This window comes from Kaistia hirudinis (genome assembly GCF_014196455.1).
Classification (GTDB): Bacteria; Pseudomonadota; Alphaproteobacteria; order Rhizobiales; family Kaistiaceae; genus Kaistia; species Kaistia hirudinis.
In genome coordinates this window covers 557701-579610 of sequence record NZ_JACIDS010000005.1, presented here as the reverse complement: position 1 = coordinate 579610, position 21910 = coordinate 557701, and the positions used below count along the sequence as shown (strand labels likewise).

Below are 21910 nucleotides of genomic sequence, written 5' to 3'. Positions count from 1 at the left end.
CTATTTCAGCAGGCCCTTGGACTTCAGATAGTCCGTGGCGACCTGCTTGGGGTCGAGGCCGTCGACGGCAATCTTCGCGTTGAGGGCCTGCAGCGTCGGGCCGTCGAGGCTCTCGAAGGCCGGCTTCAGCAGCTCGGCGATCTGCGGATAGTCCTTGAGCACGGCCTCGCGGATGATCGGCGCCGGCGCATAGACCGGCTGCACGCCCTTGTCGTCGGTGAGCGCGACCAGCCCGAGCGCCGCCAGAGCGCCGTCGGTGCCATAGGCGAGCGAGCCGTTGACGCCCGAGGTCTGCTCGGCCGCGGCCTTGATGAAGGTCGTCGTATCGCCGCCGGCCAGCACCACGATCTGGTCAGGCTTCAGTGCGAAGCCATAGGCCGACTGGAACGCGGGCAGCGCCGCCGGGCTCTCGACGAATTCGGCCGAGGCGGCGATCTTGAACGTGCCGCCGCCATTGATCCACTTCGCGAAATCCTCGAGGCTCGCGAGCTTGTTGGTGTCGGCGACATCCTTGCGCACGGCGATGACCCAGGTGTTGTCGGCCGGGGCCGGGGTCAGCCAGACGATCTTGTTGGCGTCATAGTCGAGCTGCTTGACCTTCTCGTAGCCTTCCTTGGCGTTCTTCCAGACCGGATCGCTGTCGATCGAGAAGAAGAAGGCGCCGTTGCCGGTATATTCGGGATAGAGGTCGATCTCGCCGGCCGTGATCGCGCCGCGCACGATCTTGGTGTTGCCGAGCGACACCTTGTTCACCGTCGGGATGCCGTTGGCGTCCAGGATGGCGATGATGATGTTGCCGAGGAGCGAGCCCTCGGTATCGATCTTGGAGCCGACCTTGACCGGTTCGGCGGCAAAGGCGGCCGGGCCATGGGCGAGCGGCAGGCCGGCGGCCAGCACGATTGCGGCCGCGATGAGCGAGCGGCGGCTGATGATGGGCGACATCGCGTTGTCTCCAGTGGGGCGGCGAAAGCCGGGTCGGACGACGGTTACGGGATTGCAACGCCGGAGGACCGAACATCGATCCGATGACCTACACTAACCTCCCGGGCGCCTAAAATCATCGGTCGATCGACGAATGTTCTTTCTTTGTTCCTTTAAGGCGGAGAATGACGTTCCCCTCTGGTCGCCCCGGCGGAATGGGAATCCGCTAGCGCGCCGCGGCCATGCCTTCGAGCAACTCCGTCGATTGCGTCACGAAGCCGAAGCACTGGCGCACATTGTAGACGGTCGCCTGCATGCAGAAGTCCGGTGATGTGGTCGCCGAGCAGTCTTCGAGCAGGAACGTGTCATAGCCCTGGAAATTGGCGTCCATCAGCGTCGCGAGCACGCATTGGTCGGCGTTGACGCCGGCGAAGAAGAGCGTCGTCAGGTCGAGATTGCGCAGGATGCTGTCAAGCGGCGTGTCGACGAAGCCGGACATGCGGTATTTCGCGACATGGATGTCGCCCTCGGCCGGCGCGAGCTCGTCGACGACCGCGGCGGCCCAGCTGCCGAGTTCGAGGACGAGCGATCCGTTGCCGGGGAGCGGATCGCCGAGACCGACGCCGGCACCGCTCGGGTTATAGACGTGCAGCAGCGCCGGGCTCAGATTGAGGCGGTCCGGCCGGTTGCCCCAGTTGAGCCAGATCACCGGCACGCCGGCCGCGCGCAGTTCCGGCAGCAGCGCAGCGAGCGGCGCGATCGGTGCCCGCGCGGGCGTCACGTCGACGCCGATATGGGCGAGCCAGCCATCCGGGTGGCAGAAATCGTTCTGCATGTCGATCACGATGATGCCGGTGCGGGCGAGGTCGATGGTGACGCGCTTCGGCGGCGCTTCGAGGCTGACCGGCCGGGGCACGCGCGGCGCGCGCACGAGATCGGCGCTCGTCTCGTCGACCCGCCAGGCATTGCGCCCACCCGTTCCCAGCATCCGCATCGGCTTGTTCATGTTCGTCGACCTTCCAGGGCGCACGGCGCCGCGCGCGGCGGCCGTTTCATTCCATCAACCGCCGCGGCCGAGCCGGGCCGCAACGACGCATATTTGTGCAGCGCGAGGCCCGTTGGGCCGCACTCCGCACGAACCCTGCATCGAAGCAAGAATTGCGCCGCTTGCCGGATCGCCGACATGGCTTGCGCGCGCCGCCAATCGCCGCTTCGATGGGGCATTGCCATCGGAGCACGACATGACCATGACGGCCATCCCCGCCGACCGGACAGAGCGGGACGCGCATTTCCTTCGCCTTGCCTTCAAGGTCGCCGAGCGTTCGCTCGCGTCGGGCCAGCATCCCTTCGGCGCGATCCTGGTCGATGCGGAGGGCACTGTGCTGATGGAGCAGGAAAACGGCTTCATGCCAGACCATGACATGACCGGCCATGCCGAGCGCGTGCTGATGACGCGGGCCGGCATCGCCTATGGTCCGGAGCGCCTCGCGGGCTGCACCATGTACACATCGGCGGAACCCTGCGCCATGTGCGCCGGCGCCGCCTATTGGGTCGGCCTCGGGCGCCTCGTCTATGGGCTCAGCGAGAAGCGGCTGAAGACGATCACCGGCAATCATCCGGAGAACCCGACGCTGGACCTGCCCTGCGAGACGGTCTTCGCCGCCGGCCAGCGCCGGATCGAGGTGGCCGGCCCGATGCTGGAGGACGAGGCAGCGATCGTCCATGAGACGTTCTGGGCTGCCTAGAGCGTTTTCGAGCGAAGTGGGCACCGGTTCGCGTGAAGAAAACGCGACCAAGGACAGGATAGAGCCGTTCAGGGACCGAACGGCTCTAAGCCGGCACCAGTGCCGTGGCGACGAGGCGGGAGAGCTTCGCGCGGTCCTCGTCCGTCGCCGGGTTGAAGATCACCATGGCGAGATCCGGCCGCCCCTCGACGGCGAAGGTCGAATATTCGAGCTTGAGCGGCCCGGCGAGGGGGTGGCGCAGATGCTTGATGCCCTCGCCATGCACATTGACTTCCTGCTCGGCCCAGAAGGCGCGGAAGCTGGCGCTCTCGCGCGACAGCTCCTCGATCAGCGCCTCGGATTCGGGCGCCGAGCCCGTCCGTGCCATGTCGCGGCGGACATTGGCGACCACGAGGCGCGCGACGCTCTCCCAGTCATGCAGCCGGTCGCGGCCGTGCGGACCGAACAAGAGGCGCAGGATGTTGCGATCCCGCTCCGCGAGGCGGGGATAATCGGCGAGCACTGCGATGGCGGCGCGGTTCCAGGCGACCACCGTCCAGTCGGGGGTCTTCACCACGGCGGGCGTATCGACCATCGCATCGAGCACGCGCTGCAATTGCGGCGAGACGGCCGACCGGATCGCAGCCTCGGCCCGCGGCGGCCGATCCTGCGCGAGGAGATAAAGGTGCTCGCGTTCGGCGTCGGTCAGGGCGAGCGCACGGGCGAGGCGCTCGATGACATCGGCCGAGGGCGCGCCGCCGCGCCCCTGCTCGAGCCAGGTGTACCAGGTGGTGCTGACATGGGCGAGCTGCGCCACTTCCTCACGGCGCAGCCCCGGCGTGCGGCGCCTTTCCGGCGGAAAGCCGAACGCCGCGGGATCGAGCCGCGCGCGGCGGTCCTTCAGGAAAATGCCGAGTGCCTTGTCTCTGCCATTCATGGCGGAGCTCCCTTCCGGCGACGCGCGGACCCAGCCTGTTAGTCGCCATACCGGTATGATGTCCCGTCTTTTTCGTGCGACGCGGCCGGCTATGTCTCGTGCCATCAGACAGCACGAAAGGAAAGCCCATGCGTGTCTTCATTACGGGCGGCAGTGGTTTCGTCGGTTCCGGCGTGGTGCGGCAGCTCATCGCCGCCGGTCATGAGGTAACGGGGCTGGCTCGCTCCGAGGCTTCGGCCGCGGCGCTGCGAGCGGCCGGCGCGAAGGTCCTGACCGGCGAACTCACGGATCTCGATCGCCTCGCCGCCGGGGCCGATGCGGCCGATGGCGTGATCCATTGCGGTTTCATCCATGACTTCGCCAATTTCGGCCATTCGGTGGAGGTCGACCGCCGCGCCATCGCGGCGTTCGGCGATGCGCTCGCCGGCTCTGACCGCCCGCTGCTCGTGACGTCGGGCGTCGCCGGCCTCAGTTTCGGCCGGCCGACGACCGAGGAGGACGAGCCGGACCCCAGTGTCTATGAAAGCGTGCCGCGCGTCTCCGAGCAGACCGGCCTCGCCTTGGCGGCGAGAGGCATCAAGGCGGGCGTCGTTCGCCTTCCTCCCAGCGTGCACGGCGCCGGCGATCATGGCTTCGTGCCCATCCTGATCGCGATCGCCCGGCAGAAGGGCGTCTCGGCCTATATCGACGCCGGCGACAATCGGTGGCCGGCCGTGCATCGCGACGATGCGGCGGCGCTCTACCGCCTGGCGCTCGAACAGGGCGCCGCCGGCCAGCGTCACCACGCGATCGGCGACGAGGGCGTCGCCTTCCGCGACATCGCCTCCGTCATCGGCCGGCAGCTCGGCGTGCCGGTCGCATCGATCCCGCTCAGCGCGGCCGTCGAACATTTCGGATGGTTCGGCCGCTTCGCCGCGATGGACGTGCCTGCATCCGCCGCGCTGACCCGTGCCCGGCTCGGCTGGGCGCCGACCGGTCCCGGTCTGATCGAGGAACTGGAGCAGGACATCTACTTCGCAGCCTGAGAGGGTCGGGGCGCAGGCTGGGCCGGCCGGCCTGCACCCCGAACTTGATCCGGGATCCATGCAGCCGGAGCATTGGGAGCTCAGATAGCGAGCCGCACGGCTGGATGGATCCCGGCGTTCGCCAGGATGACGGCTGCGTTGGGGGCTCGGTCTGCGCTTCTATCAACGCATGCGCCGTCCTAGCTGCCGACCCGATAGCGCGCTGCCGGTCGTCCATCGAACATCGATTGGAGCAGCCTGCCGGTGAGGCCTTCATAGTCCCTGAGACTCGCGTCGTCGTGGAGCGACGGCGCCGTGACGCGCTCGCCCTGGTCCAGCCCCGCAAGGGCGGCATCGACGCAATCCTCGGTCGTCATCACGATGCTCTCGGGCAGGGGATCGAGGTCCGCGCCGCCCGCGACATCCCAGCCTTCCGAGACGACGGCGCCCGGCAGGACCAACTGCACGCGCACGGCCGTGCCCTCGACCTCGCCCTGCAGGCTCTGGGTGAACAGATAGACATACGCTTTGGTCGATCCATAGACGGGGATGCCGGGATAGGGCGCGAAGCCGGCCCCGGAACCGATATTGACGAGCGTCCCGGCATTGCGCTGCTTGAATGCGGCGAGCGCCGCCTTCGACAGCAATGTCAGCGCCGTGACGTTGAGGCCGATCATGTCGGTGATGACCGGATCCGGCGTGTTGGTCAGCGGCTTCAGGGCGGAAAATCCGGCATTGTTGACCAGCAGCGAAACCGAAGCGTCGCGCGACAGGCGATCGGCGACGGCCGCCGTTCCGTCCGGTCGCGACAGGTCGGCAACCAGAACGTCGGCATTCACGCCGTAGCGCTGCCGCAGATCCGCGGCGATGTCCTTGAGGCGCTCTTCGCGCCGCGCGACTAGGACGAGGTCATAGCCGCGCGCGGCGAGCCGGTCGGCATAGACCTTGCCGATGCCGGATGAGGCGCCGGTCACGATCGCGGTGCCGGGCTTGGTCGAATGGGAATGGGTCAAGGCTGTCTCCTCAGTGGAATTGGGCCGACCAGATAGGTATATTTCATGTACTAGGTGTCAATTAGGCACTATAGTTAGCCTAGGTCTATTCGAGGAGACCCCGATGCCCTACACCGAGGAGCAGGTCGTCGCGACGATCCCGATCGTGCGGCCCGTGCTCGAGCAGATCGCCCATAAATGGTCGATCCTGATCCTCACCTTCCTGTGCGAGGAGCCGAAGCGGTTCAACGCGCTCCGGCGGCGGCTGGACGGGATCACGCAGAAGGCGCTGACGGAGACGCTGCGCCGGCTGGAGCGAAACGGCCTGGTGGAGCGCCATGTCGTCACGGCATCGCCGATCGCCGTGGTCTATTCGATCACGCCGCTCGGGCGCACGCTGCAGGCGCCCTTCCTGGCGCTTTATGACTGGGCGCTGGATCACCAGGACGATCTGAGCGCGGCGCAGCGGCGCTTCGATGCCGGTGATGCATCAGCGGAGCGGGGCCGTGATGAACATGGGCACCCGCGCGAAGCGGTGGTGTCCCGGTAGGGGCCGCTCCAGCACGTCGATCCTGCTGCCGAGGCTGCGTTTCGGAGAGCGGCCTCGGGCGGCGCGCGAAGATGGGAACGCCAGATGGGTGCGGCGCGTCGAACCTGCGGCCGCCGGAGCGTTCAATGCCCCCTGAACCCGGGACATGGCGGCGAGATCCGATGGGGCCGGAGTCGCGATGCGGGACCTTCGGCCCGTATACCGGCTCGCCTGCCCTGAGGTCTTGGCACAGCCCCCGCGGTCCATATAGGGTCGTGCGCTAGCGGCGGGGGCCGTGACCGTCTGGGGCGAATGGGTGTTATCCAATCTGAGGCGTCTCGGGGCGCGATTTGGTGTCGCGTGGCTTGTCGCCGCGATCGGTCTTCTTGGAATCATGCTGACGATCGCCGGCACGGTTACGGTCGCGCGAACGGAATATCAGCGTCGCTTCGACGATGCGAACGCCGAGCTGAAGACAGAAGCCTTCTTCCTTTCGGATCACGCCAGCCGTCTGTTCGAGGTCGCCGAGGTTGCGCTCAGCGGCGCCTCAGTCCTGGTCCATGGACTGTCGTGGGACGAGATTGCCGGCTCCGACGCGCTCCATCGCCAGCTCTCGGGATTGGTGGAGGGTATACCTCACATCGAGGATGTCTGGCTCAACGACCAGGATGGAGAGCTCAGGGCAACGAGCTTCGCCTTTCCGGCGCCGAAATCGAACGCCACCGATCGCGAGAACTTCAAGGCAGCGCGGATGCCGGTCGACGAGCTCTTCATCGGCCCGCGTATCGTCGGAAAGGTGACACACCGTCCGACCTTCCTGCTTTCCAAGCGCATGGAAAACGCCGATCACAGCCTTCGCGGGATGGCGTCGGTCACGGCGGGAATCGACTATTTCAGCAACTATTGGGGCGGGCTCGCGCTGCCCTATGACGCGCGGGTAACGCTGTCGCGCGTGCCGACGAACGAGGTCCTCGCTCAGATCCCGGATACCGGCCTGGCGCAGCCGGCCGGCCTTGCCAGCCGGCTCGTCGACCTTCCGCGCGACGGCTCGTTCTCGGGCGGCGAGGCGGGAGACGAGCGCTTCGGCAGCTTCCGTCGCGTCGGCTCCTATCCGATCTTTCTCTCTGTCGACGTCTCCAAGGGCGCCGTCACAGAGGGCTGGAGGGGCTGGCTGTTCGGCATGCTGCCCTTGCCCGGCTTCGCGATCATCCTGCTCGCCCTGCTCACGGTGCTGGCGATCCGCGATGCGCGGCGCGAGCAGGCGGCGCGCCGTTCGCTGGCGCGCGCCAATGACGAACTCACGGCGGAGATGCAGCGGCGCGAGCGGGCCGAGGATCAGGTCCGCCAGTTGCAGAAGATCGAAGCGATCGGCCAGCTGACCGGCGGAATAGCCCATGATTTCAACAATATGCTGGCGGTCATCGTCGGCAGCCTCAATCTGATCGAGCGCCGCCTGCAGCGTGGGGATACCGATGTCGGCCGCCACGTCGCCGCCGCGCAGGAGGGCGCGCAGCGGGCAGCGGCTCTGACGCAGCGTCTGCTTGCCTTCGCGCGCAAGCAGCCGCTTTCGCCGCGCGTGCTGGACCCCGGACAGTTCGTCACCAGCATGTCGGAGATGCTGCAGCGCACGCTGACCGAGGCGATCGAAATCCGCGCGGCCATCGGTCCGGACCTTTGGACGACTCATGCGGATCCGGCGCAGCTCGAGAACGCGCTGCTCAATCTCGCCGTCAATGCGCGCGATGCCATGCCCGATGGCGGCAGGCTGATCATCGAGACGGCCAATGCCGATCTCTCCGACGCGGACGCGGCACAGCGTGCCAGCGTGCCCATGGGCGACTATGTCACGATCGCGGTCACGGATACCGGGACGGGCATGAGCGCGGATGTCGTGAAGCGCGTGTTCGAGCCGTTCTTCACCACCAAGGGCGTCGGCAAGGGCAGCGGGCTCGGCCTGTCCCAGGTCTATGGCTTCGTGCGCCAGTCGGGCGGCCATGTGAGGATCGACAGCGAGCCAGGCGTCGGAACCTCGGTGCGGATTTACCTGCCGCGCTATGCCGGCAGCGACGCTGCCGCAGGCCAACGCCGTCTCTCGTCCCGGGAGGCGGTGCCGGTCGCGCGACCCAGCGAGGTCGTGCTGCTCGTGGAGGACGAGGCGGAGGTGCGTCGGCTCAGCCTCGAATCCCTGCAGGAGCTCGGCTACACGGTCGTCGCCGTCGACCGGGCGTCGGCAGCGCTGGATATCGTCGCATCGGAGCAGCGCATCGACATCCTCGTCACCGACATCGTCATGCCCGGCATGAACGGGCGCCAACTCGCCGACAAGGCGCGGGTCCTGCGGCCGAACCTCAAAGTGCTCTATATGACGGGCTATACGCGGGACGCGGTCGCCCAGGGCGGCTTCCTCGGACCGGATATCAGGCTGATCGGCAAGCCGTTCACGATCGAGCAACTGGCCGCGGGCATCCGCGCCGCGCTGGACGAGGATGACCCCCGCTGAACGGCCGCGTTTCTTCGGGAGGGCCGACCGTGCCGGTTTTTCGACGCTTGCCGCTGTCGCTGTTCAGCCGCTACGCGGTCTTCGTCCTGTGCTGGGTGGTGGCCCTGCTCACGCTCCTACGCGTCGCCGAGACGGGGCGGCCGCTCGTCCTGTTCGTGACCGCCTTCGCCTTGGGCGTTCTCGGCATCTACGACCTTGTCCAGAAGCGGCATGCGCTGCTGCGCAATTATCCGGTCGTCGGGCATCTGCGCTGGATCTTCGAAGCCATGCGGCCGGAGCTGCGGCAATATCTGTTCGAGACCGACAGCGAGAAGGTGCCGTTTTCGCGCACCGAGCGATCGCTGGTCTATCAGCGCGCCAAGAACGAGATCGACCAGCGCCCCTTCGGCACGCTGCAGGATGTCTATCGGCGCGGCCATGAGTTCATCGGCCATTCCGTGCGCCCGGTGCCGGTGCCCGACCCGGCGAGCTTTCGCGTCGTGATCGGCAATGATCAATGCGCGCAGCCCTATGCGGCGTCGGTGATGAACATCTCGGCGATGAGCTTCGGCTCGCTCTCGGCCAACGCCATCCGCGCGCTCAATCGCGGTGCCCGGCTCGGCGGCTTCCATCACGATACCGGCGAGGGTGGCGTCAGCCCGTATCACCTCGAAGGCGGCGGCGACCTCGTCTGGCAGATCGCGAGCGGCTATTTCGGCTGCCGCACCGACGACGGGCGCTTCGATCCGGAGAAATTCGCGGAGAAGGCCGCGAACCCGCAGATCCGCATGATCGAACTGAAGCTCAGCCAGGGGGCGAAGCCCGGCCATGGCGGCATCCTGCCCGGCCACAAGGTGACGCGGGAGATCGCCGAGGCACGCGGCGTCCCGGAAGGGCGCGACTGCATCTCGCCGGCGCGCCATTCGAGCTTCGATACGCCCACCGAGATGATGCACTTCCTCGCCGAGCTCCGCCGTCTCTCCGGCGGCAAGCCGGTCGGCTTCAAGCTCGCCGTCGGTCACCCCTGGGAGTTCATGAGCATCGTGAAGGCGATGCTGGCGACCGGCATCGTACCGGACTTCGTGGTGGTCGACGGCGCGGAAGGCGGCACCGGCGCGGCGCCGGTCGAATTCGCCGACCATATCGGCGTGCCGCTGCGCGAAGGGCTGCTCTTCGTCCACAACACGCTGGTCGGGGCGGGGCTGCGCGGGCGGATCCGGATCGGCGCGAGCGGCAAGATCATTTCCGCCTTCGATATGGCCGAGATTTTCGCCATTGGCGGCGATTGGGCGAATTTGGCGCGCGGCTTCATGTTCGCGATCGGCTGCATCCAGTCGCTGCACTGCCACACCAATCGCTGCCCGACCGGCGTCGCGACTCAGGACCCGCTACGCCAGCGCTCCATCGTGGTTCCCGACAAGGCGGAGCGCGTCGCCTCGTTCCATCGCCACTCGCTGCATGCGCTGGCCGAGATGCTCGCCGCCGCCGGCCTCGACCATCCCTCGAAGCTCGGTCCGCATCATCTGGCCCAGCGGGTCTCGACCTCGGAGATCCGCCTGCTGTCGCAGCTGCACGTCTTCCTGAAGCCGGGCGAACTGTTGAACCCGCCGGCCGGCGCGGTCGAGAGCTTCTACCACCACAGCTGGGCGATCGCGCAAGCCGAATCCTTCGATGCGCTTCCGAGCTGAAGGTCGTCTCTAGAATCAAATGATATCAATGGGTTGAGGGGCGCGCTGTGACGGCGCGCCCGTCTTGATCAAGCGAGCGCCTGCTCGATGTCGGCGATGAGATCCTCGGCCGCCTCGATGCCGGCCGACAGGCGCACCAGCGAATCCGAGATGCCCAGCGCCGCCCGCTGTTCCGGCGGGATCGAGGCGTGCGTCATCACCGCCGGATGCTCGATGAGGCTCTCGACGCCGCCGAGGCTCTCGGCGAGCGTGAAGATCTGCACCCGCTCCAGGAAGCGCCGCGTGCCGGCGAGATCCCGATCGAGCTCGACCGTGATCATGCCGCCGAAGGCATGCATCTGCCGCTTCGCCAGCGCATGCTGCGGATGACTCTCGAGGCCCGGATAGATCACGCGGCGCACGTCGGAGCGCTTCTCGAGCCAGCGGGCGATCGCAAGCCCGTTCTCGCAATGGCGCTGCATGCGGATCGCCAGCGTCTTCAGACCGCGCAGCGCCAGGAAGCTGTCGAAAGGTCCCGAAATCGCGCCGATCGCGTTCTGCAGGAAGCGCATCTGGGCGACGAGATCCGGATTGTCGCCGACGACCGCAACGCCGCCGATCATGTCCGAATGGCCGTTCAGATATTTGGTCGTCGAATGGACGACGATGTCGACGCCGAGTTCGAGCGGGCGCTGGATATAGGGGCTGGCAAAGGTGTTGTCGGCCACCACCAGGACGCCACGCCGCTTGGCGAGCGCCGCGACGGCCTCGAGATCGACGATGCGCAGCATCGGATTGGTCGGCGTCTCGACCCAGAGCAGCTTGGTCTCGGGCCGGATCGCCGCCTCGATCTTCGCGAGGTCCGTGAAATCGGCGAAATCGATCTTGAGGCCGGCGGAGCGCTTGCGCACCCGTTCCAGCAGGCGGAACGTGCCGCCATAGAGATCATCGCTGGCGACGATGTGATCGCCCGAGGACAGCAACTCGAGCGTCGTCGAGATCGCGGCGAGGCCGGAGGCGAAGGCGAAGGCGGCGCTGCCGCTTTCGAGATCGGCCATGGCGCGCTCGAAGGCGAACCGCGTGGGGTTCTGCGAGCGGCCATATTCGAAGCCCTTGTGAACGCCCGGGCTTTCCTGCGCGAAGGTCGAGGTCGCATAGATCGGCACCATGACGGCGCCGGTCAGCGGATCGTGGCTCTGGCCGCCATGGATGGCCCGCGTCGCGAAGGCGAGGCGGTTCGGTCGTTCGGTGCTGGTCACGGTGCGAGCCTCAGATGGTTGATCAGGTCCATGCGCGTGATGAGACCGATGAAATCGTCGCCTTCCGTCACGATGGCGACTTCGTTGCGCTCGAACACCGGCAGCAAGGCCTCGACCGGCGCGCTGGGCGGCAGCGTATTGAGCTTTGTCACCATGGCGTCGGCCACCATGGCCGAGAAGCTCGGCCGATCGCCCTTGCGCGCCAGATGAAGCGCGTTCAGCACATCGCTCTCGTCGAGGATGCCGACGAGGCGGCCCTGGTCGAGCACCGGGAGCTGCGAGACATCGGCCGAGCGCATGCGGGCATAGGCCGTCGACAGCGTATCGCCCGGCGAGACGGTGACCGCCGCACCCGCCGCGACCGAGCGCGCGACCAGATCGCGCAGATTGCCGTGCCGGACGCGGTCGGTGAGGCCCTGTTCGGCCACCCAGACGTCGTCGAACACCTTGGAGAGATACTTGTTGCCGCTGTCGCAGACGAGCGTGACGACGTTCTTCGGCACCGTCTGTTCGCGGCAATAGCGCAGCGCTGCCGCAAGCAGCGTTCCGGACGAGGACCCCGCCAGGATGCCTTCACGGGCCAGAAGCTCGCGCGCGGCGGTGATGCTCTGCGCATCGGTGATCGTGAAGGCGCGCGACACCAGCGACAGATCCGCGTTCGGCGGAACGAAGTCCTCGCCGATGCCCTCGACCGCCCAACTGCCGGGCTCGATCGTCTCGCCGGTCTGGATCAGCGGCGCCAGGATCGATCCCTTCGGATCGGCGAGCACCATCTCGGTCGTGGGAGAGACGCGCTTGAAATAACGGCCGATGCCGCTCAACGTCCCGCCGGAGCCGACGCCGACCACGATCGCATCGACCTTGCCTTCGAGCTGCTCGTAGATTTCCGGCGCCGTCGTCGTCTCATGCGCCTCAGGATTGGCAGGATTTCCGAACTGGTTGACGTAGAAGCCACCCGTTTCGGCCGCGATGCGCTCGGCCATATCCTGGTAATATTCGGGATGACCCTTGCCGACATCGGAGCGCGTCGTGCGGACTTCTGCGCCGATGGCCCGCAGATGCTGCACCTTCTCGCGCGACATCTTGTCCGGCACGACGAGGATCAGGCGATAGCCTTTGGGCAGGCCGACCTGGGCGAGGCCGAGGCCGGTATTGCCCGCGGTCGCCTCGACGATGGTGCCGCCCGGCTTCAGGCGGCCGTCGCGTTCGGCGGCGGCGATCATGGACAGGGCCACGCGATCCTTGATCGAACCGCCTGGATTCTGGCTCTCCAGCTTCGCAAAGAGCCGGCAAGGGCCGGTGTCGAATCTCGAAAGCTCGAGCATCGGCGTCTTGCCGATGAGGTCGAGGCTCGAATGGACAAGGCGCGGCACCGGCCGCGGCGTGGTCTCGTTTGTCATGCCGTCGTCTCCTGCCGCTCCTCGCGGCGATCGAATACGGCATGACCTCTAGTCGTACGCGCCCACCGGCTCAAGCCGGATGGACGCGCTGCGCACCGTCGCTGGGGGTATGTTATTCGGCGATCAGGGGAAAAAGCGGAATATCTATCGTGCGGATGCCCGGGCCGGCTCATGCGAGCGGTAGAGCGTGACCTGCTCGATCTTGGGAATCAGCTTTTCCTCGTAGAAATTCCGCTGGTTCTCGTCGAGAACGGCGACGCCGTCCTCGATCACCATCTTCATCACGCGAAACGCATTCGACCGGCGCCGGATCTCGCCTTCTTCGATGAGCCGATCGAGTGCGGCCGTCAGAAACATGCGGCGCATCATGGCGAATCTCCCATCGCGTTGATTCGATAGGGAAAGAATCGGCCAATGCCCGCCGGTGGGTCAAGTGTTTACGAAACGTTGACCTCCCGAGGGGCAATCCTTCCCCAGGATCGTGCGAAGCGTTCCGAGCGCCGCCGGAGTTTACGGCATTGCTGCGTGCGGCAACGGTCCTATAATGCGCGCCGGTTCAGGAGTACCGAATTCATGCATAAGAAGCTCACCGTCCTGCGGAGCCGGCTCGTCGAGCAGCAGCAGAAGCTGATCAGTCAAGCGGCTATGGCGGACGGGCTGCCGACCGAGAGCGCTATCCGGAAGATATCGGACCTCGAAAATACGATCGTGGCAGTGGAGCATATGATCGAGGATCTCGGACCCGCCGGTCACGGCAAGTCCCGCTAGATCCGACGCCCGGGGCAGGGGTCGGCCTGAGGCCGCCCTTCCTTCCGTTGGGCGATACAGAGCGTAGGGGGCATTGGCGTGCTTTTTCCACGATTCCGATCCAGGGAACGCGATCTTCGCAGCGACGTGGAGCGGCTTTCGATCGTCGAGCAGGCCGTCAACCGCGCCATCGCCGATGCGGAAAGCGAGCTTATCGGCCTCGGGAAGCGGCTCGAGGATGCGCGGGCGCGCGCCGCGTTTCTCTATGGCGATGTCATCGACGGCGAGACCGAGCGTGATCGCGAGAGCAACGAGCTCGTCGACTCGGCAGAGCGCTTCCTCGTGCGCGGCGAGCGCCGCCGCGAGGAGCTGAAGAGCCATTTCGAAGTGCTGTATGACCTGAGGCGCCGCGTCTCCGACGCCATGAAGGGCCTCGCGGCCGATGGCGCCGAGGACTGAGCCCCGGCGCCGTCTGCCTCGCGCGTCAGTCCACGCGGCCGCGCGCCGCGACCACTTCCGTCCGCACGACCCGGCCCTTGGAGACCAGGTGAACCCGATCGAAGAGGTTCACGACCGGGCAGACATGGTTCGGCAGGATGTGGACCCGCTCGCCGATGGCGGGCTTTTCCTTGGATGCCGACAGATCGATCGTGCCGTGCTCCTCGCTGAGCCCCGCGATCACGGCCTCGGGATAGCCGAGCAACTGGCCGTAGCCGGACATGCCGAGCAGATCGCTGGTCAGCGACTTCGAGCCAGCATCGACGATGGCGCGATTGTCGTTCGGCCGGCTCACTACCGTGGTCAGCACCGTCAGTGCGCAATCATCGATCGTGCCGACGCCCTTCTCAACCTGGAACCGGTCGAGATAGATATAGGTGCCCGGCCGATACTCCGTGGCGGCGGCCGTCTCGTGCGCATGCCAAAGATCCGGCGTGCCGCCGGTCGAGACGATGCGCGGCGGCAGGCCGGCGGCGGTGAGCGCCGCGACGGCCGTATCCAGCCAGATGCGGGCTTCGGCCGCCTTGCCCGTTGCCGGGTAGGTCATGATGCCGCCGAAGGTGAGGCCCGGCGTGGCGTCGATCCGGCGGGCGAGCGTGACGGCTTCTTCCGGCGTCTGCACGCCGGCGCGTCCCATGCCGGTGTCGCATTCGACCAGGACTACGAGCGGGAGCGAGCTGTCCGCGAAAGCCCGACCATAGCCGTCGATGACGAAGGCGCTGTCCGCGGTCACGGCGAGCTTCACCCGCTCGGCCAGCCGGCGCAGGCGATGCAGCTTCTCCACGCCGATCAGGTTGTAGGGCAGGAAGATGTCCTCGATGCCGGCATCGGCCATCACTTCGGCTTCGCCGAGCTTCTGGCAGGTGATGCCGATCGCGCCGAGCTCGACCTGGCGCCGGGCGAAGGAGGGCAGCTTGTGCGTCTTGATGTGCGGGCGCAGATGCACGCCGTTCGCATCCGCATAGTCCTGCGCGCGCTTCAGGTTCGCCTCCGCCTTGTCGAGATCGACGATGATGCAGGGAGTTTCGAGCGCGTCGATGGACTGGGACATGGGTATTCTCCTTGCGTGGCTCTCAGTCGCCGATCGGCAGACCGGGATCGTTGTGCTTCAGCGTGTTGATGTTCTGCTTGATGCGGCGCAGCCGTTCCAGCACCTGCGGGCCCATGGCCTCGGCGGTGGCCAGCGCCAGCATGTCGACGCAGCCGATCAGCGCATAGCGTGTCGGCGACGGGCGGAGCAGGGCGACGTCGTCCTCGCCGATCGAGAAGGGAACGACGATCTCGCCAGCCTCGGCGAGCGGCGAGGCGGGCGCCGTGACGACGATGGTCGAGGCGCCATACTGGCGCGCGATCGTCACCGCTTCCACGATCGGCCGTACATGGCCCGATATCGAAAAGGCGACGATGGCCGTGTCACGCCCGGCCGCGGATGCGGTCATGCGCTGCAGTTCGCCGTCCGAATAGGCGGCGACGGCAATGCCGAGGCGGAAGAGGCGATGCTGCATTTCGCTCGCCGCGATCGACGACGAGCCGCCCGAGCCATAGGCGAGCACGGCGCGCGCGCTCGCTAGCCGCTCCGCCGCCGCCTCGATGCGTTCGGGGTCGGCGCTGGCGCGCATCGCCTCGATCGCGCCGATCGCGGCATCGGCAATGGTATCGACGATCCGCCGCCCCTCGGCTGCCGGCGGACGCGGCACGAGGAACGCGCCGCCGATCGCCAGCGCCTGGGCGAGGCGGAACTTGAAGTCGCGGATGCCGTCGGTGCCGAGCGTGCGGCAGAAGCGCGTCACGGTCGGCTCGCTCACGCCCGCCCGGGCGGCGAGATCGTCGATCGAGGCCTTGGACGCGAAGTCGAGATCGCCGAGGACCACGGTCGCGAGGCGTCGATCGGAGCGGCTGCCATCCGCCTCGATTTCCCGCAGCCTCGCGATCAGGTCGACGATCGACGCCATGGCTGGACCTAGGCGCCGATGATCTCGCGCACGAAACGCAGATTGCCGGCCATCAGCCCGGCATCGACGGGGAGCGCGACGCCCGTGATGCCGCCGGACAGGGGCGAACCGAGGAAGACGACCGCCTGGGCGACTTCCTGCGGCGTCACGATGCGGCCGAGCGGATAGAATTTCGACACTTCGTCCATCAGCCCCGGATCCTTGTCGAGGCGATGGGCCCAGGCCGGCGTGCGCACGGAGCCGGGGCAGACCACATTGGCGCGAATGCCGTCGCGGCCGCATTCGACGGCGAGCGAGCGGGCATAGCCGATGAGGCCGGCCTTCGCGGCCGAATAGGCGGGGTTGCCGTAATGGGCGAGACCATTGACCGAGGAGATGAAGACGATCGCGGCGCCGCCGGCCGCCTTGATCGCCGGCAGGAACGGGTGAACGAGATTATAGCCGCCGGTCAGATTGACCGCGATCTCGGAATCCCAGACCTCGGGCGTGACGCTCGCCATACCTTCGGCGCGCGTGAAGCCGGCATTGCCGACGATGACGTCCGGCGCGCCCGAGCGGGCGAGGATCGCCTCGGCCGCCTTCGTCGCAGCCGCATGGTCGGTCAGCTCGAAGCACTCCGTGTCGACGCCTTCGAGCGCCGCCAGCAGGGCGCTGTCGCGATCGACCGCGGTGATGCGCGCGCCGGCGCTCTTGAAAGCGTCCACGAGGGCACGGCCGATCCCGCCGCCCGCGCCGCTGATGACTACGTGCTTGTCTTCCAGTCCGAACATTTGCCACCTCCGAGAGGCGCCAGATTTCGCCCGATTCTGAAAAAAAGCAACATCGCTTGCGCCGGAAATTCAGCCTTGACGGCGCGATATGTCGGGAATTTACATGTGCGCCTGTCTTTCCAGGAGATGAACGTGATGAAGAAGATCACCTATGGCGGCTCGCATGTACCGCTTTCGCCGGCCGTGCGCGCCGGGGACTTCGTCTATGTGTCCGGTCAGGTTCCGACCGATGCCAATGGCGTCGTCGTGCCGGGCGGCATCGAGGCGCAGACGCGCCAGACGCTCGAGAACGTCAAGGCCGCGCTGGCGCTCGCCGGCTGCACGATGGACCAGGTGGTCAAGACCTTCGCGATCATCTCGGATGCGCGCGATTTCGGCGCGTTCAACAAGGTCTATGCGACCTATTTCCCGACGGAGCCGCCGGCCCGTACGACCGTCGAGGCGCGGCTGATGATCGACATCCGCGTCGAGATCGAGGCCGTCGCCTACGCCCCCAAGGGCTGAGACGGAACCATGCGCATCTTCGCCGCCTCGCTCGCCACGGAGACGAACACCTTCGCTCCGATCCCCACGGATCGCGCGAGTTTCGAGGCGGCGTTCTACGCCGCGCCCGGCCACCACCCCGAGACGCCGACGCTCTGCTCCTCGCCGATCGTCGCGCTCAGGAAGCGCGCTGCCGCCGACGGCATCGATCTCATCGAAGGCACGGCCACTTGGGCGGAGCCGGGCGGTCTCGTGCAGCGCCAGACCTATGAGGCGCTGCGCGACGAGATCCTCGACCAACTGCGCGCGGCGCTGCCGGTCGACGCCGTCGTGCTCGGCCTGCACGGCGCCATGGTCGCGCAGGGCTATGACGATTGCGAGGGCGACCTTCTCGCCAATATCCGCGCGATCGTCGGCCCCGACGTGCTCGTCGCCGCGGAGCTCGATCCGCACAGCCATCTGACGGCGAAGCGTGTCGAGAATTCGAACATTCTCGCCGCCTTCCTCGAATTCCCGCACACCGATTTCTACGAGCGCGGCGAGCATGTCGTCGACCTCGCGATCCGCACGCTGCGCGGCGAGATCCGGCCCGTCATCTCCACCTTCGACTGCCGCATGATCGACGTCTTCCCGACCAGCCGCGAGCCGATGCGCTCCTTCGTCGATCGGATGAAGGCGATGCACGGCAAGGATGGCATTCTCTCGGTCTCGCTGATCCACGGCTTCATGGCCGGCGACGTGCCGGAAATGGGCACGCGCGTTCTCGTCGTGACGGATGATCGCAAGGCCGAGGGCGACGCGCTGGCCGAAAAGCTCGGCCGCGAGGTCTTCTCCTATCGCGGCCGGACGATGATGCCGCAGCTCTCGATCGACGGCGGCATCGACCGCGCGCTGGAGATCGTGGCGAGCAAGCCCGGCAAGCCGGTCGTCGTCGCCGATACCTGGGACAATCCCGGTGGCGGCGTCGCCGGCGACGGCACGCTGATCCTGCGCCGCATGATCGAGCGCGGGGTCGAGGATGTCGCCGTCGCGACGATCTGGGACCCGATCGCCGTGACGTTCTGCCTGGCGGCAGGGGAGGGCGCGCGCATCCAGCTGCGCTTCGGCGGCAAGGCAGGCCCCGATGGCGGCGCGCCGATCGATGCGCTGGTCGACGTCGTGCGCGCGGTCCCGGAAGGCTGGCAGAGCTTCGGCAAGAGCCGCGTTACGCTCGGCGCGACTGCTCTCGTGCGGCTCGTCGGCACGAAGACCGACGTGATCCTCAACACCAACCGCACGCAGACTTTCGAGCCCGACATCTATTCCAATCTCGGCCTCGACCCGCTGTCGAAGGCGATGCTGCTGGTCAAATCGACCAACCATTTCCACGCCGGCTTCCTGCCGATCGCGGCGGAGATCCTCTATATCGACGCGGGCGCGCCCTATCCCTCGAACCCGCGCATCACGGACTACCGCAAGCTCACCCGCCCGATCTGGCCCCGCGTCGAGGATCCGTTCGCGGTCTGAGGGGGCCCTTGCAGGGCGGTGAAGAACGCGCGATGAGGGAGGCCCGCCTTCCGATGGCCTTCCGCACGCTGTCCCGATGACCGAAGCAACGCCGAAGAGCGACAAGCCTTCCAGCCTCATCGCCTATCTCGTCGCCGGTGCGTTCTTCATGGAGAACCTCGACGGGACGGTGATTGCCACGGCCTTGCCGCAGATGGCCAAGTCGTTCGGCGTGACGGCCGTCGACATGAATGTCGGCATGTCGGCCTATATGATCACGCTCGCGATCTTCATTCCGGCGAGCGGCTGGATGGCGGATCGGCTCGGGGCCCGCACCGTCTTCGCATGGGCCGTCGCGATCTTCACGCTTTCGTCGATCTGGTGCGCCATGGCCGGCAGCCTCGAGAGCTTCACGCTGGCGCGCATCGTCCAGGGTGCGGGCGGCGCCATGATGGTGCCCGTCGGGCGGCTCGTCGTGCTGCGCAATACCGAGAAGACCGACCTGATGCGCGCGATCGCGACGCTGACCTGGCCGGCGCTTTCGGCTCCGATCCTCGGGCCACCGCTCGGCGGCTTCATCACCACCTATGCCTCGTGGCACTGGGTGTTCATCCTGAACGTGCCGCTCGGCCTGGTGGCGCTGCCGCTGGCGCTGCGCCTCATCCCGAACGACAAGCCGAGTTCGCGCCCGACTTTCGACTGGCTCGGCTTCATCCTGACGAGCCTTACCTGCGCCGGCCTGATGTATGGCCTCGAACTCGTCGGTCACAGCGAGGCGACATGGGTCGTCGGCGGGTTGGTGCTCGCGGCGAGCCTCGTCTTCGGCGTTGCGGCGGCGCTCCATTCGCGCCGGCATGCCCATCCGCTGCCCGACCTCTCCGCCTGGCGGATCCAGACCTTCCGCGTCACGATGAGCGGCGGCTCGCTCTTCCGCTCCGCCGTCAGCGCCGTGCCCTTCCTCGCGCCGTTGATGCTGCAGGTCGGCTTCGGGCTCGATCCGTTCGTCGCCGGCCTCTATGTGCTCACGCTCTTTGCCGGCAATCTCGGCATGAAGCCGCTGACGAGCTTCGTGCTGAGGACCTTCGGCTTCCGGACGACGCTGATCGGCAATGGCCTGTTCTTCATCGCGACGATGATCGGCTGCGCGCTGCTGACCCCGGCGACGCCGCCCGTCGTCATCGCGGCGATCCTGTTCTTCTCGGGCGCGGCGCGCTCGATGCAATATACGGCGATCAACACGATCGCCTTCGTCGATGTGCCGCAGGAGCAGATGGCCGGAGCGAACACGCTCTTCAGCCTCGTCCAGCAGATCACCTTCGGCCTCGGCATCGCGCTGGGGGCCGTGGCGCTCCGCCTCTCCGATACGCTGCTCTCACCGGAGACGATCGGGCTGACGCTCGGGGACTTCCACACGGCATTCCTGATCGTCGCCGTCGTCGCGCTGATCGGGCTTTTCGACAGCTTCCTGCTGCCGCATGACGCCGGAACGCTCGTCTCGAAGCATCAACCCCGTCGCCGCGCCACGGTATCGCCACGCTCTTGACGATGGTCTGGCCGGGCGATACGTCGCGCCGAAGCGCTAACGGAGACGAAGGCTACATGAATATCGTCAACCGCGACCCCTTCCTCACGCAGGAATCGAAGCTCGATCGCCTCGGCGAGGTCGCCGTCAAGGTCGGACTCGGGCTGCAGGTCGGGCAGGAGCTGGTGATGACGGCTCCGATCGAGGCGCTGCCGCTGGTCCGTCGCATCACCGAACACGCCTACAAGGCCGGCGCCTCGCTGGTGACGACGCTCTTCTCGGATGACGAAGCGACGCTGATGCGCTTTCGCCATGCGCCTGACGGCAGCTTCGATGTGGCATCGGGCTGGCTGTATGAAGGCATGGCGTCGGCGTTCCGCAACGGTGCCGCCCGTCTCGCCATTGCCGGCGACAATCCGTCCCTGCTGTCGGGCGAGGATGGCGACAAGGTCGCGCGTGCCAACCGAGCGCGTTCGCGGGCCTATCAGCCAGCGCTCGAACTGATCGCCGGCTTCGACATCAACTGGACGATCGTCTCCTTCGCCTCGCTGGCCTGGGCCAAGGCCGTTTTTCCGAACGAGCCCGACTCGATCGCCGTCGCCAAGCTCTGGGACGCGATCTTCTCTGCCTCGCGCGTCGACCGTCGCGATCCGATCGCGGCCTGGGCCGAGCACAATGCCGTGCTCCACGCCCGTACCGCGCTGCTCAATCGCAAGCGTTATGCGGCGCTGCACTTCAAGGGACCCGGCACCGACCTGACCGTCGGCCTTGCCGACGACCATGAATGGGAAGGCGGCGCGTCGACGGCCAAGAACGGCGTCATCTGCAATCCCAACATCCCGTCGGAAGAGGTCTTCACGACGCCGCACAAGGATCGCGTCGAAGGCGTCGTGCGCAGCACCAAGCCGCTCTCGTATCAGGGCACGCTGATCCAGGACATCGAGGTGCGCTTCGAGGCCGGCCGGATCGTCGAGGCCAAGGCGCGGACGGGCGAGGAAGTGCTCGGCAAGGTGCTGGAGACCGACGAGGGCGCTGCCCGCCTTGGCGAGGTCGCTCTGGTGCCGCACTCCTCTCCGATCTCGGCGAGCGGGCTGCTCTTCTACAACACGCTCTATGACGAGAACGCCGCCTGCCACATCGCACTCGGCCAGGCCTATGCCAAGTGCATCCGCGGCGGCGACACGATGACCGCGGACGAGCTCGCCGAGAAGGGCGCCAACAAGAGCCTGATCCATATCGACTGGATGATCGGCTCGGGCGAGATCGACATTGACGGCATCGATGCGGCCGGCGTTTCCGAGCCGATCATGCGCAAGGGCGAATGGGCCTGAACGTCCGCCGGCGCGCTTCACTCAAGCACATTTGCGTGAGGCGCGACGGAAAACAGAAACTGCGGCATAACGTCGGTCCCGTGGTCTCCAGCCAGCCTCAATCCAGCCCAAATTGAGCCCCCACACACTGCTATCGCCATTATCGGTGATTAGCAGGGAAGGCCTGCCAGCCGACGCTTCGTCCCGATTGGGAAGCGTCGGCGCGACGGA

General features: G+C 66.8%; 21 protein-coding genes. 11 read left to right on the top strand and 10 right to left on the bottom strand.

The features are described from left to right. On the bottom strand, positions 1-942 hold the full coding sequence (gene osmF / locus GGR25_RS21315) for a glycine betaine ABC transporter substrate-binding protein OsmF (protein WP_183400879.1): 942 nt from the start codon (positions 940-942) through the stop codon (positions 1-3). 205 nt (positions 943-1147) lie between these two features. Then, the gene (locus GGR25_RS21310; protein WP_183400878.1) at positions 1148-1927 is read right to left on the bottom strand and encodes a cysteine hydrolase family protein; all 780 of its coding nucleotides are present in this window, start codon (positions 1925-1927) and stop codon (positions 1148-1150) included. Between the two features lie 235 nt (positions 1928-2162). On the opposite strand from GGR25_RS21310, the gene GGR25_RS21305 reads away from it, so the two are divergent. Further along, positions 2163-2666 carry a nucleoside deaminase gene (locus GGR25_RS21305; RefSeq protein WP_183400877.1) on the top strand — a complete coding sequence of 168 codons (504 nt, stop codon included), beginning with the start codon at positions 2163-2165 and terminating at the stop codon, positions 2664-2666. 85 nt (positions 2667-2751) lie between these two features. Here the strand turns inward: GGR25_RS21305 and GGR25_RS21300 are convergent, their stop codons facing one another. Further along, positions 2752-3582, bottom strand: a complete 831-nt coding sequence (locus GGR25_RS21300; protein ID WP_183400876.1) for a helix-turn-helix transcriptional regulator — start codon at positions 3580-3582, stop codon at positions 2752-2754. Between the two features lie 128 nt (positions 3583-3710). Here GGR25_RS21300 and GGR25_RS21295 point away from each other — a divergent pair, with 128 nt between their 5' ends. Then, positions 3711-4607, top strand: a complete 897-nt coding sequence (locus tag GGR25_RS21295; protein WP_183400875.1) for an SDR family oxidoreductase — start codon at positions 3711-3713, stop codon at positions 4605-4607. Positions 4608-4786: 179 nt separating this feature from the next. On the opposite strand, the gene GGR25_RS21290 is transcribed toward GGR25_RS21295, so the two are convergent. Further along, positions 4787-5599, bottom strand: a complete 813-nt coding sequence (locus tag GGR25_RS21290; RefSeq protein WP_183400874.1) for an SDR family NAD(P)-dependent oxidoreductase — start codon at positions 5597-5599, stop codon at positions 4787-4789. A gap of 103 nt (positions 5600-5702) precedes the next feature. Between GGR25_RS21290 and GGR25_RS21285 the strand changes: the two genes are divergently transcribed. The 3 genes from GGR25_RS21285 (at position 5703) to GGR25_RS21275 (ending at position 10274) form a co-directional block, all read left to right on the top strand. Continuing rightward, entirely contained in the window at positions 5703-6128 is a 426-nt protein-coding gene (locus GGR25_RS21285) for a winged helix-turn-helix transcriptional regulator (protein ID WP_183400873.1), read from the top strand. A gap of 373 nt (positions 6129-6501) precedes the next feature. After that, on the top strand, positions 6502-8607 hold the full coding sequence (locus GGR25_RS21280; protein WP_183400872.1) for an ATP-binding protein: 2106 nt from the start codon (positions 6502-6504) through the stop codon (positions 8605-8607). Positions 8608-8636: 29 nt separating this feature from the next. Beyond that, entirely contained in the window at positions 8637-10274 is a 1638-nt protein-coding gene (locus tag GGR25_RS21275; protein WP_343068131.1) for an FMN-binding glutamate synthase family protein, read from the top strand. A gap of 68 nt (positions 10275-10342) precedes the next feature. On the opposite strand, the gene GGR25_RS21270 is transcribed toward GGR25_RS21275, so the two are convergent. The 3 genes from GGR25_RS21270 to GGR25_RS21260 form a co-directional block, all read right to left on the bottom strand. Continuing rightward, complete coding sequence (locus GGR25_RS21270; protein ID WP_183400871.1) at positions 10343-11512, bottom strand: cystathionine gamma-synthase; 1170 nt, start codon at positions 11510-11512, stop codon at positions 10343-10345. Continuing rightward, positions 11509-12912 (bottom strand): pyridoxal-phosphate dependent enzyme, encoded by a 1404-nt coding sequence (locus GGR25_RS21265; protein ID WP_183400870.1) that lies wholly within the window; start codon positions 12910-12912, stop codon positions 11509-11511. The genes GGR25_RS21270 and GGR25_RS21265 overlap by 4 nt, the downstream gene beginning before the upstream one ends. Before the next feature lie 144 nt (positions 12913-13056). Beyond that, positions 13057-13281 carry a hypothetical protein gene (locus tag GGR25_RS21260; RefSeq protein ID WP_183400869.1) on the bottom strand — a complete coding sequence of 75 codons (225 nt, stop codon included), beginning with the start codon at positions 13279-13281 and terminating at the stop codon, positions 13057-13059. Between the two features lie 204 nt (positions 13282-13485). Here GGR25_RS21260 and GGR25_RS21255 point away from each other — a divergent pair, with 204 nt between their 5' ends. Beyond that, positions 13486-13680 carry a hypothetical protein gene (locus GGR25_RS21255; RefSeq protein ID WP_183400868.1) on the top strand — a complete coding sequence of 65 codons (195 nt, stop codon included), beginning with the start codon at positions 13486-13488 and terminating at the stop codon, positions 13678-13680. Positions 13681-13758: 78 nt separating this feature from the next. Beyond that, positions 13759-14118, top strand: a complete 360-nt coding sequence (locus tag GGR25_RS21250; protein ID WP_183400867.1) for a hypothetical protein — start codon at positions 13759-13761, stop codon at positions 14116-14118. Between the two features lie 25 nt (positions 14119-14143). Here GGR25_RS21250 and GGR25_RS21245 read toward each other — a convergent pair whose 3' ends face one another. The 3 genes from GGR25_RS21245 to GGR25_RS21235 are packed head-to-tail and all read right to left on the bottom strand — an operon-like array spanning position 14144 to position 16879. Further along, the gene (locus GGR25_RS21245; RefSeq protein WP_183400866.1) at positions 14144-15208 is read right to left on the bottom strand and encodes a D-TA family PLP-dependent enzyme; all 1065 of its coding nucleotides are present in this window, start codon (positions 15206-15208) and stop codon (positions 14144-14146) included. A gap of 22 nt (positions 15209-15230) precedes the next feature. After that, positions 15231-16109, bottom strand: coding sequence for a MurR/RpiR family transcriptional regulator (locus GGR25_RS21240; protein WP_183400865.1), 879 nt, complete (start codon positions 16107-16109; stop codon positions 15231-15233). 8 nt (positions 16110-16117) lie between these two features. Further along, the gene (locus tag GGR25_RS21235; protein ID WP_183400864.1) at positions 16118-16879 is read right to left on the bottom strand and encodes an SDR family oxidoreductase; all 762 of its coding nucleotides are present in this window, start codon (positions 16877-16879) and stop codon (positions 16118-16120) included. Positions 16880-17014: 135 nt separating this feature from the next. Here GGR25_RS21235 and GGR25_RS21230 point away from each other — a divergent pair, with 135 nt between their 5' ends. From GGR25_RS21230 to GGR25_RS21215, 4 genes are all read left to right on the top strand, one after another. After that, positions 17015-17383 carry a RidA family protein gene (locus tag GGR25_RS21230; protein WP_210300053.1) on the top strand — a complete coding sequence of 123 codons (369 nt, stop codon included), beginning with the start codon at positions 17015-17017 and terminating at the stop codon, positions 17381-17383. Between the two features lie 9 nt (positions 17384-17392). After that, positions 17393-18868, top strand: a complete 1476-nt coding sequence (locus GGR25_RS21225) for a M81 family metallopeptidase (RefSeq protein ID WP_183400862.1) — start codon at positions 17393-17395, stop codon at positions 18866-18868. Positions 18869-18944: 76 nt separating this feature from the next. Beyond that, on the top strand, positions 18945-20390 hold the full coding sequence (locus GGR25_RS21220; RefSeq protein ID WP_183400861.1) for an MFS transporter: 1446 nt from the start codon (positions 18945-18947) through the stop codon (positions 20388-20390). Between the two features lie 56 nt (positions 20391-20446). Beyond that, entirely contained in the window at positions 20447-21700 is a 1254-nt protein-coding gene (locus GGR25_RS21215) for an aminopeptidase (protein WP_183400860.1), read from the top strand. Positions 21701-21910: the final 210 nt, after the last annotated feature.

What these genes read in the sequence shown, in the direction of transcription:
- osmF (WP_183400879.1), bottom strand. Translation starts at nt 942, where the DNA reads ATGTCGCCCATCATCAGCCGCCGCTCGCTCATCGCGGCCGCAATCGTG.
- GGR25_RS21310 (WP_183400878.1), bottom strand. Translation starts at nt 1,927, where the DNA reads ATGAACAAGCCGATGCGGATGCTGGGAACGGGTGGGCGCAATGCCTGG.
- GGR25_RS21305 (WP_183400877.1), top strand. Translation starts at nt 2,163, where the DNA reads ATGACCATGACGGCCATCCCCGCCGACCGGACAGAGCGGGACGCGCAT.
- GGR25_RS21300 (WP_183400876.1), bottom strand. Translation starts at nt 3,582, where the DNA reads ATGAATGGCAGAGACAAGGCACTCGGCATTTTCCTGAAGGACCGCCGC.
- GGR25_RS21295 (WP_183400875.1), top strand. Translation starts at nt 3,711, where the DNA reads ATGCGTGTCTTCATTACGGGCGGCAGTGGTTTCGTCGGTTCCGGCGTG.
- GGR25_RS21285 (WP_183400873.1), top strand. Translation starts at nt 5,703, where the DNA reads ATGCCCTACACCGAGGAGCAGGTCGTCGCGACGATCCCGATCGTGCGG.
- GGR25_RS21280 (WP_183400872.1), top strand. Translation starts at nt 6,502, where the DNA reads ATGCTGACGATCGCCGGCACGGTTACGGTCGCGCGAACGGAATATCAG.
- GGR25_RS21265 (WP_183400870.1), bottom strand. Translation starts at nt 12,912, where the DNA reads ATGACAAACGAGACCACGCCGCGGCCGGTGCCGCGCCTTGTCCATTCG.
- GGR25_RS21260 (WP_183400869.1), bottom strand. Translation starts at nt 13,281, where the DNA reads ATGATGCGCCGCATGTTTCTGACGGCCGCACTCGATCGGCTCATCGAA.
- GGR25_RS21255 (WP_183400868.1), top strand. Translation starts at nt 13,486, where the DNA reads ATGCATAAGAAGCTCACCGTCCTGCGGAGCCGGCTCGTCGAGCAGCAG.
- GGR25_RS21245 (WP_183400866.1), bottom strand. Translation starts at nt 15,208, where the DNA reads ATGTCCCAGTCCATCGACGCGCTCGAAACTCCCTGCATCATCGTCGAT.
- GGR25_RS21240 (WP_183400865.1), bottom strand. Translation starts at nt 16,109, where the DNA reads ATGGCGTCGATCGTCGACCTGATCGCGAGGCTGCGGGAAATCGAGGCG.
- GGR25_RS21235 (WP_183400864.1), bottom strand. Translation starts at nt 16,879, where the DNA reads ATGTTCGGACTGGAAGACAAGCACGTAGTCATCAGCGGCGCGGGCGGC.
- GGR25_RS21230 (WP_210300053.1), top strand. Translation starts at nt 17,015, where the DNA reads ATGAAGAAGATCACCTATGGCGGCTCGCATGTACCGCTTTCGCCGGCC.
- GGR25_RS21225 (WP_183400862.1), top strand. Translation starts at nt 17,393, where the DNA reads ATGCGCATCTTCGCCGCCTCGCTCGCCACGGAGACGAACACCTTCGCT.
- GGR25_RS21220 (WP_183400861.1), top strand. Translation starts at nt 18,945, where the DNA reads ATGACCGAAGCAACGCCGAAGAGCGACAAGCCTTCCAGCCTCATCGCC.
- GGR25_RS21215 (WP_183400860.1), top strand. Translation starts at nt 20,447, where the DNA reads ATGAATATCGTCAACCGCGACCCCTTCCTCACGCAGGAATCGAAGCTC.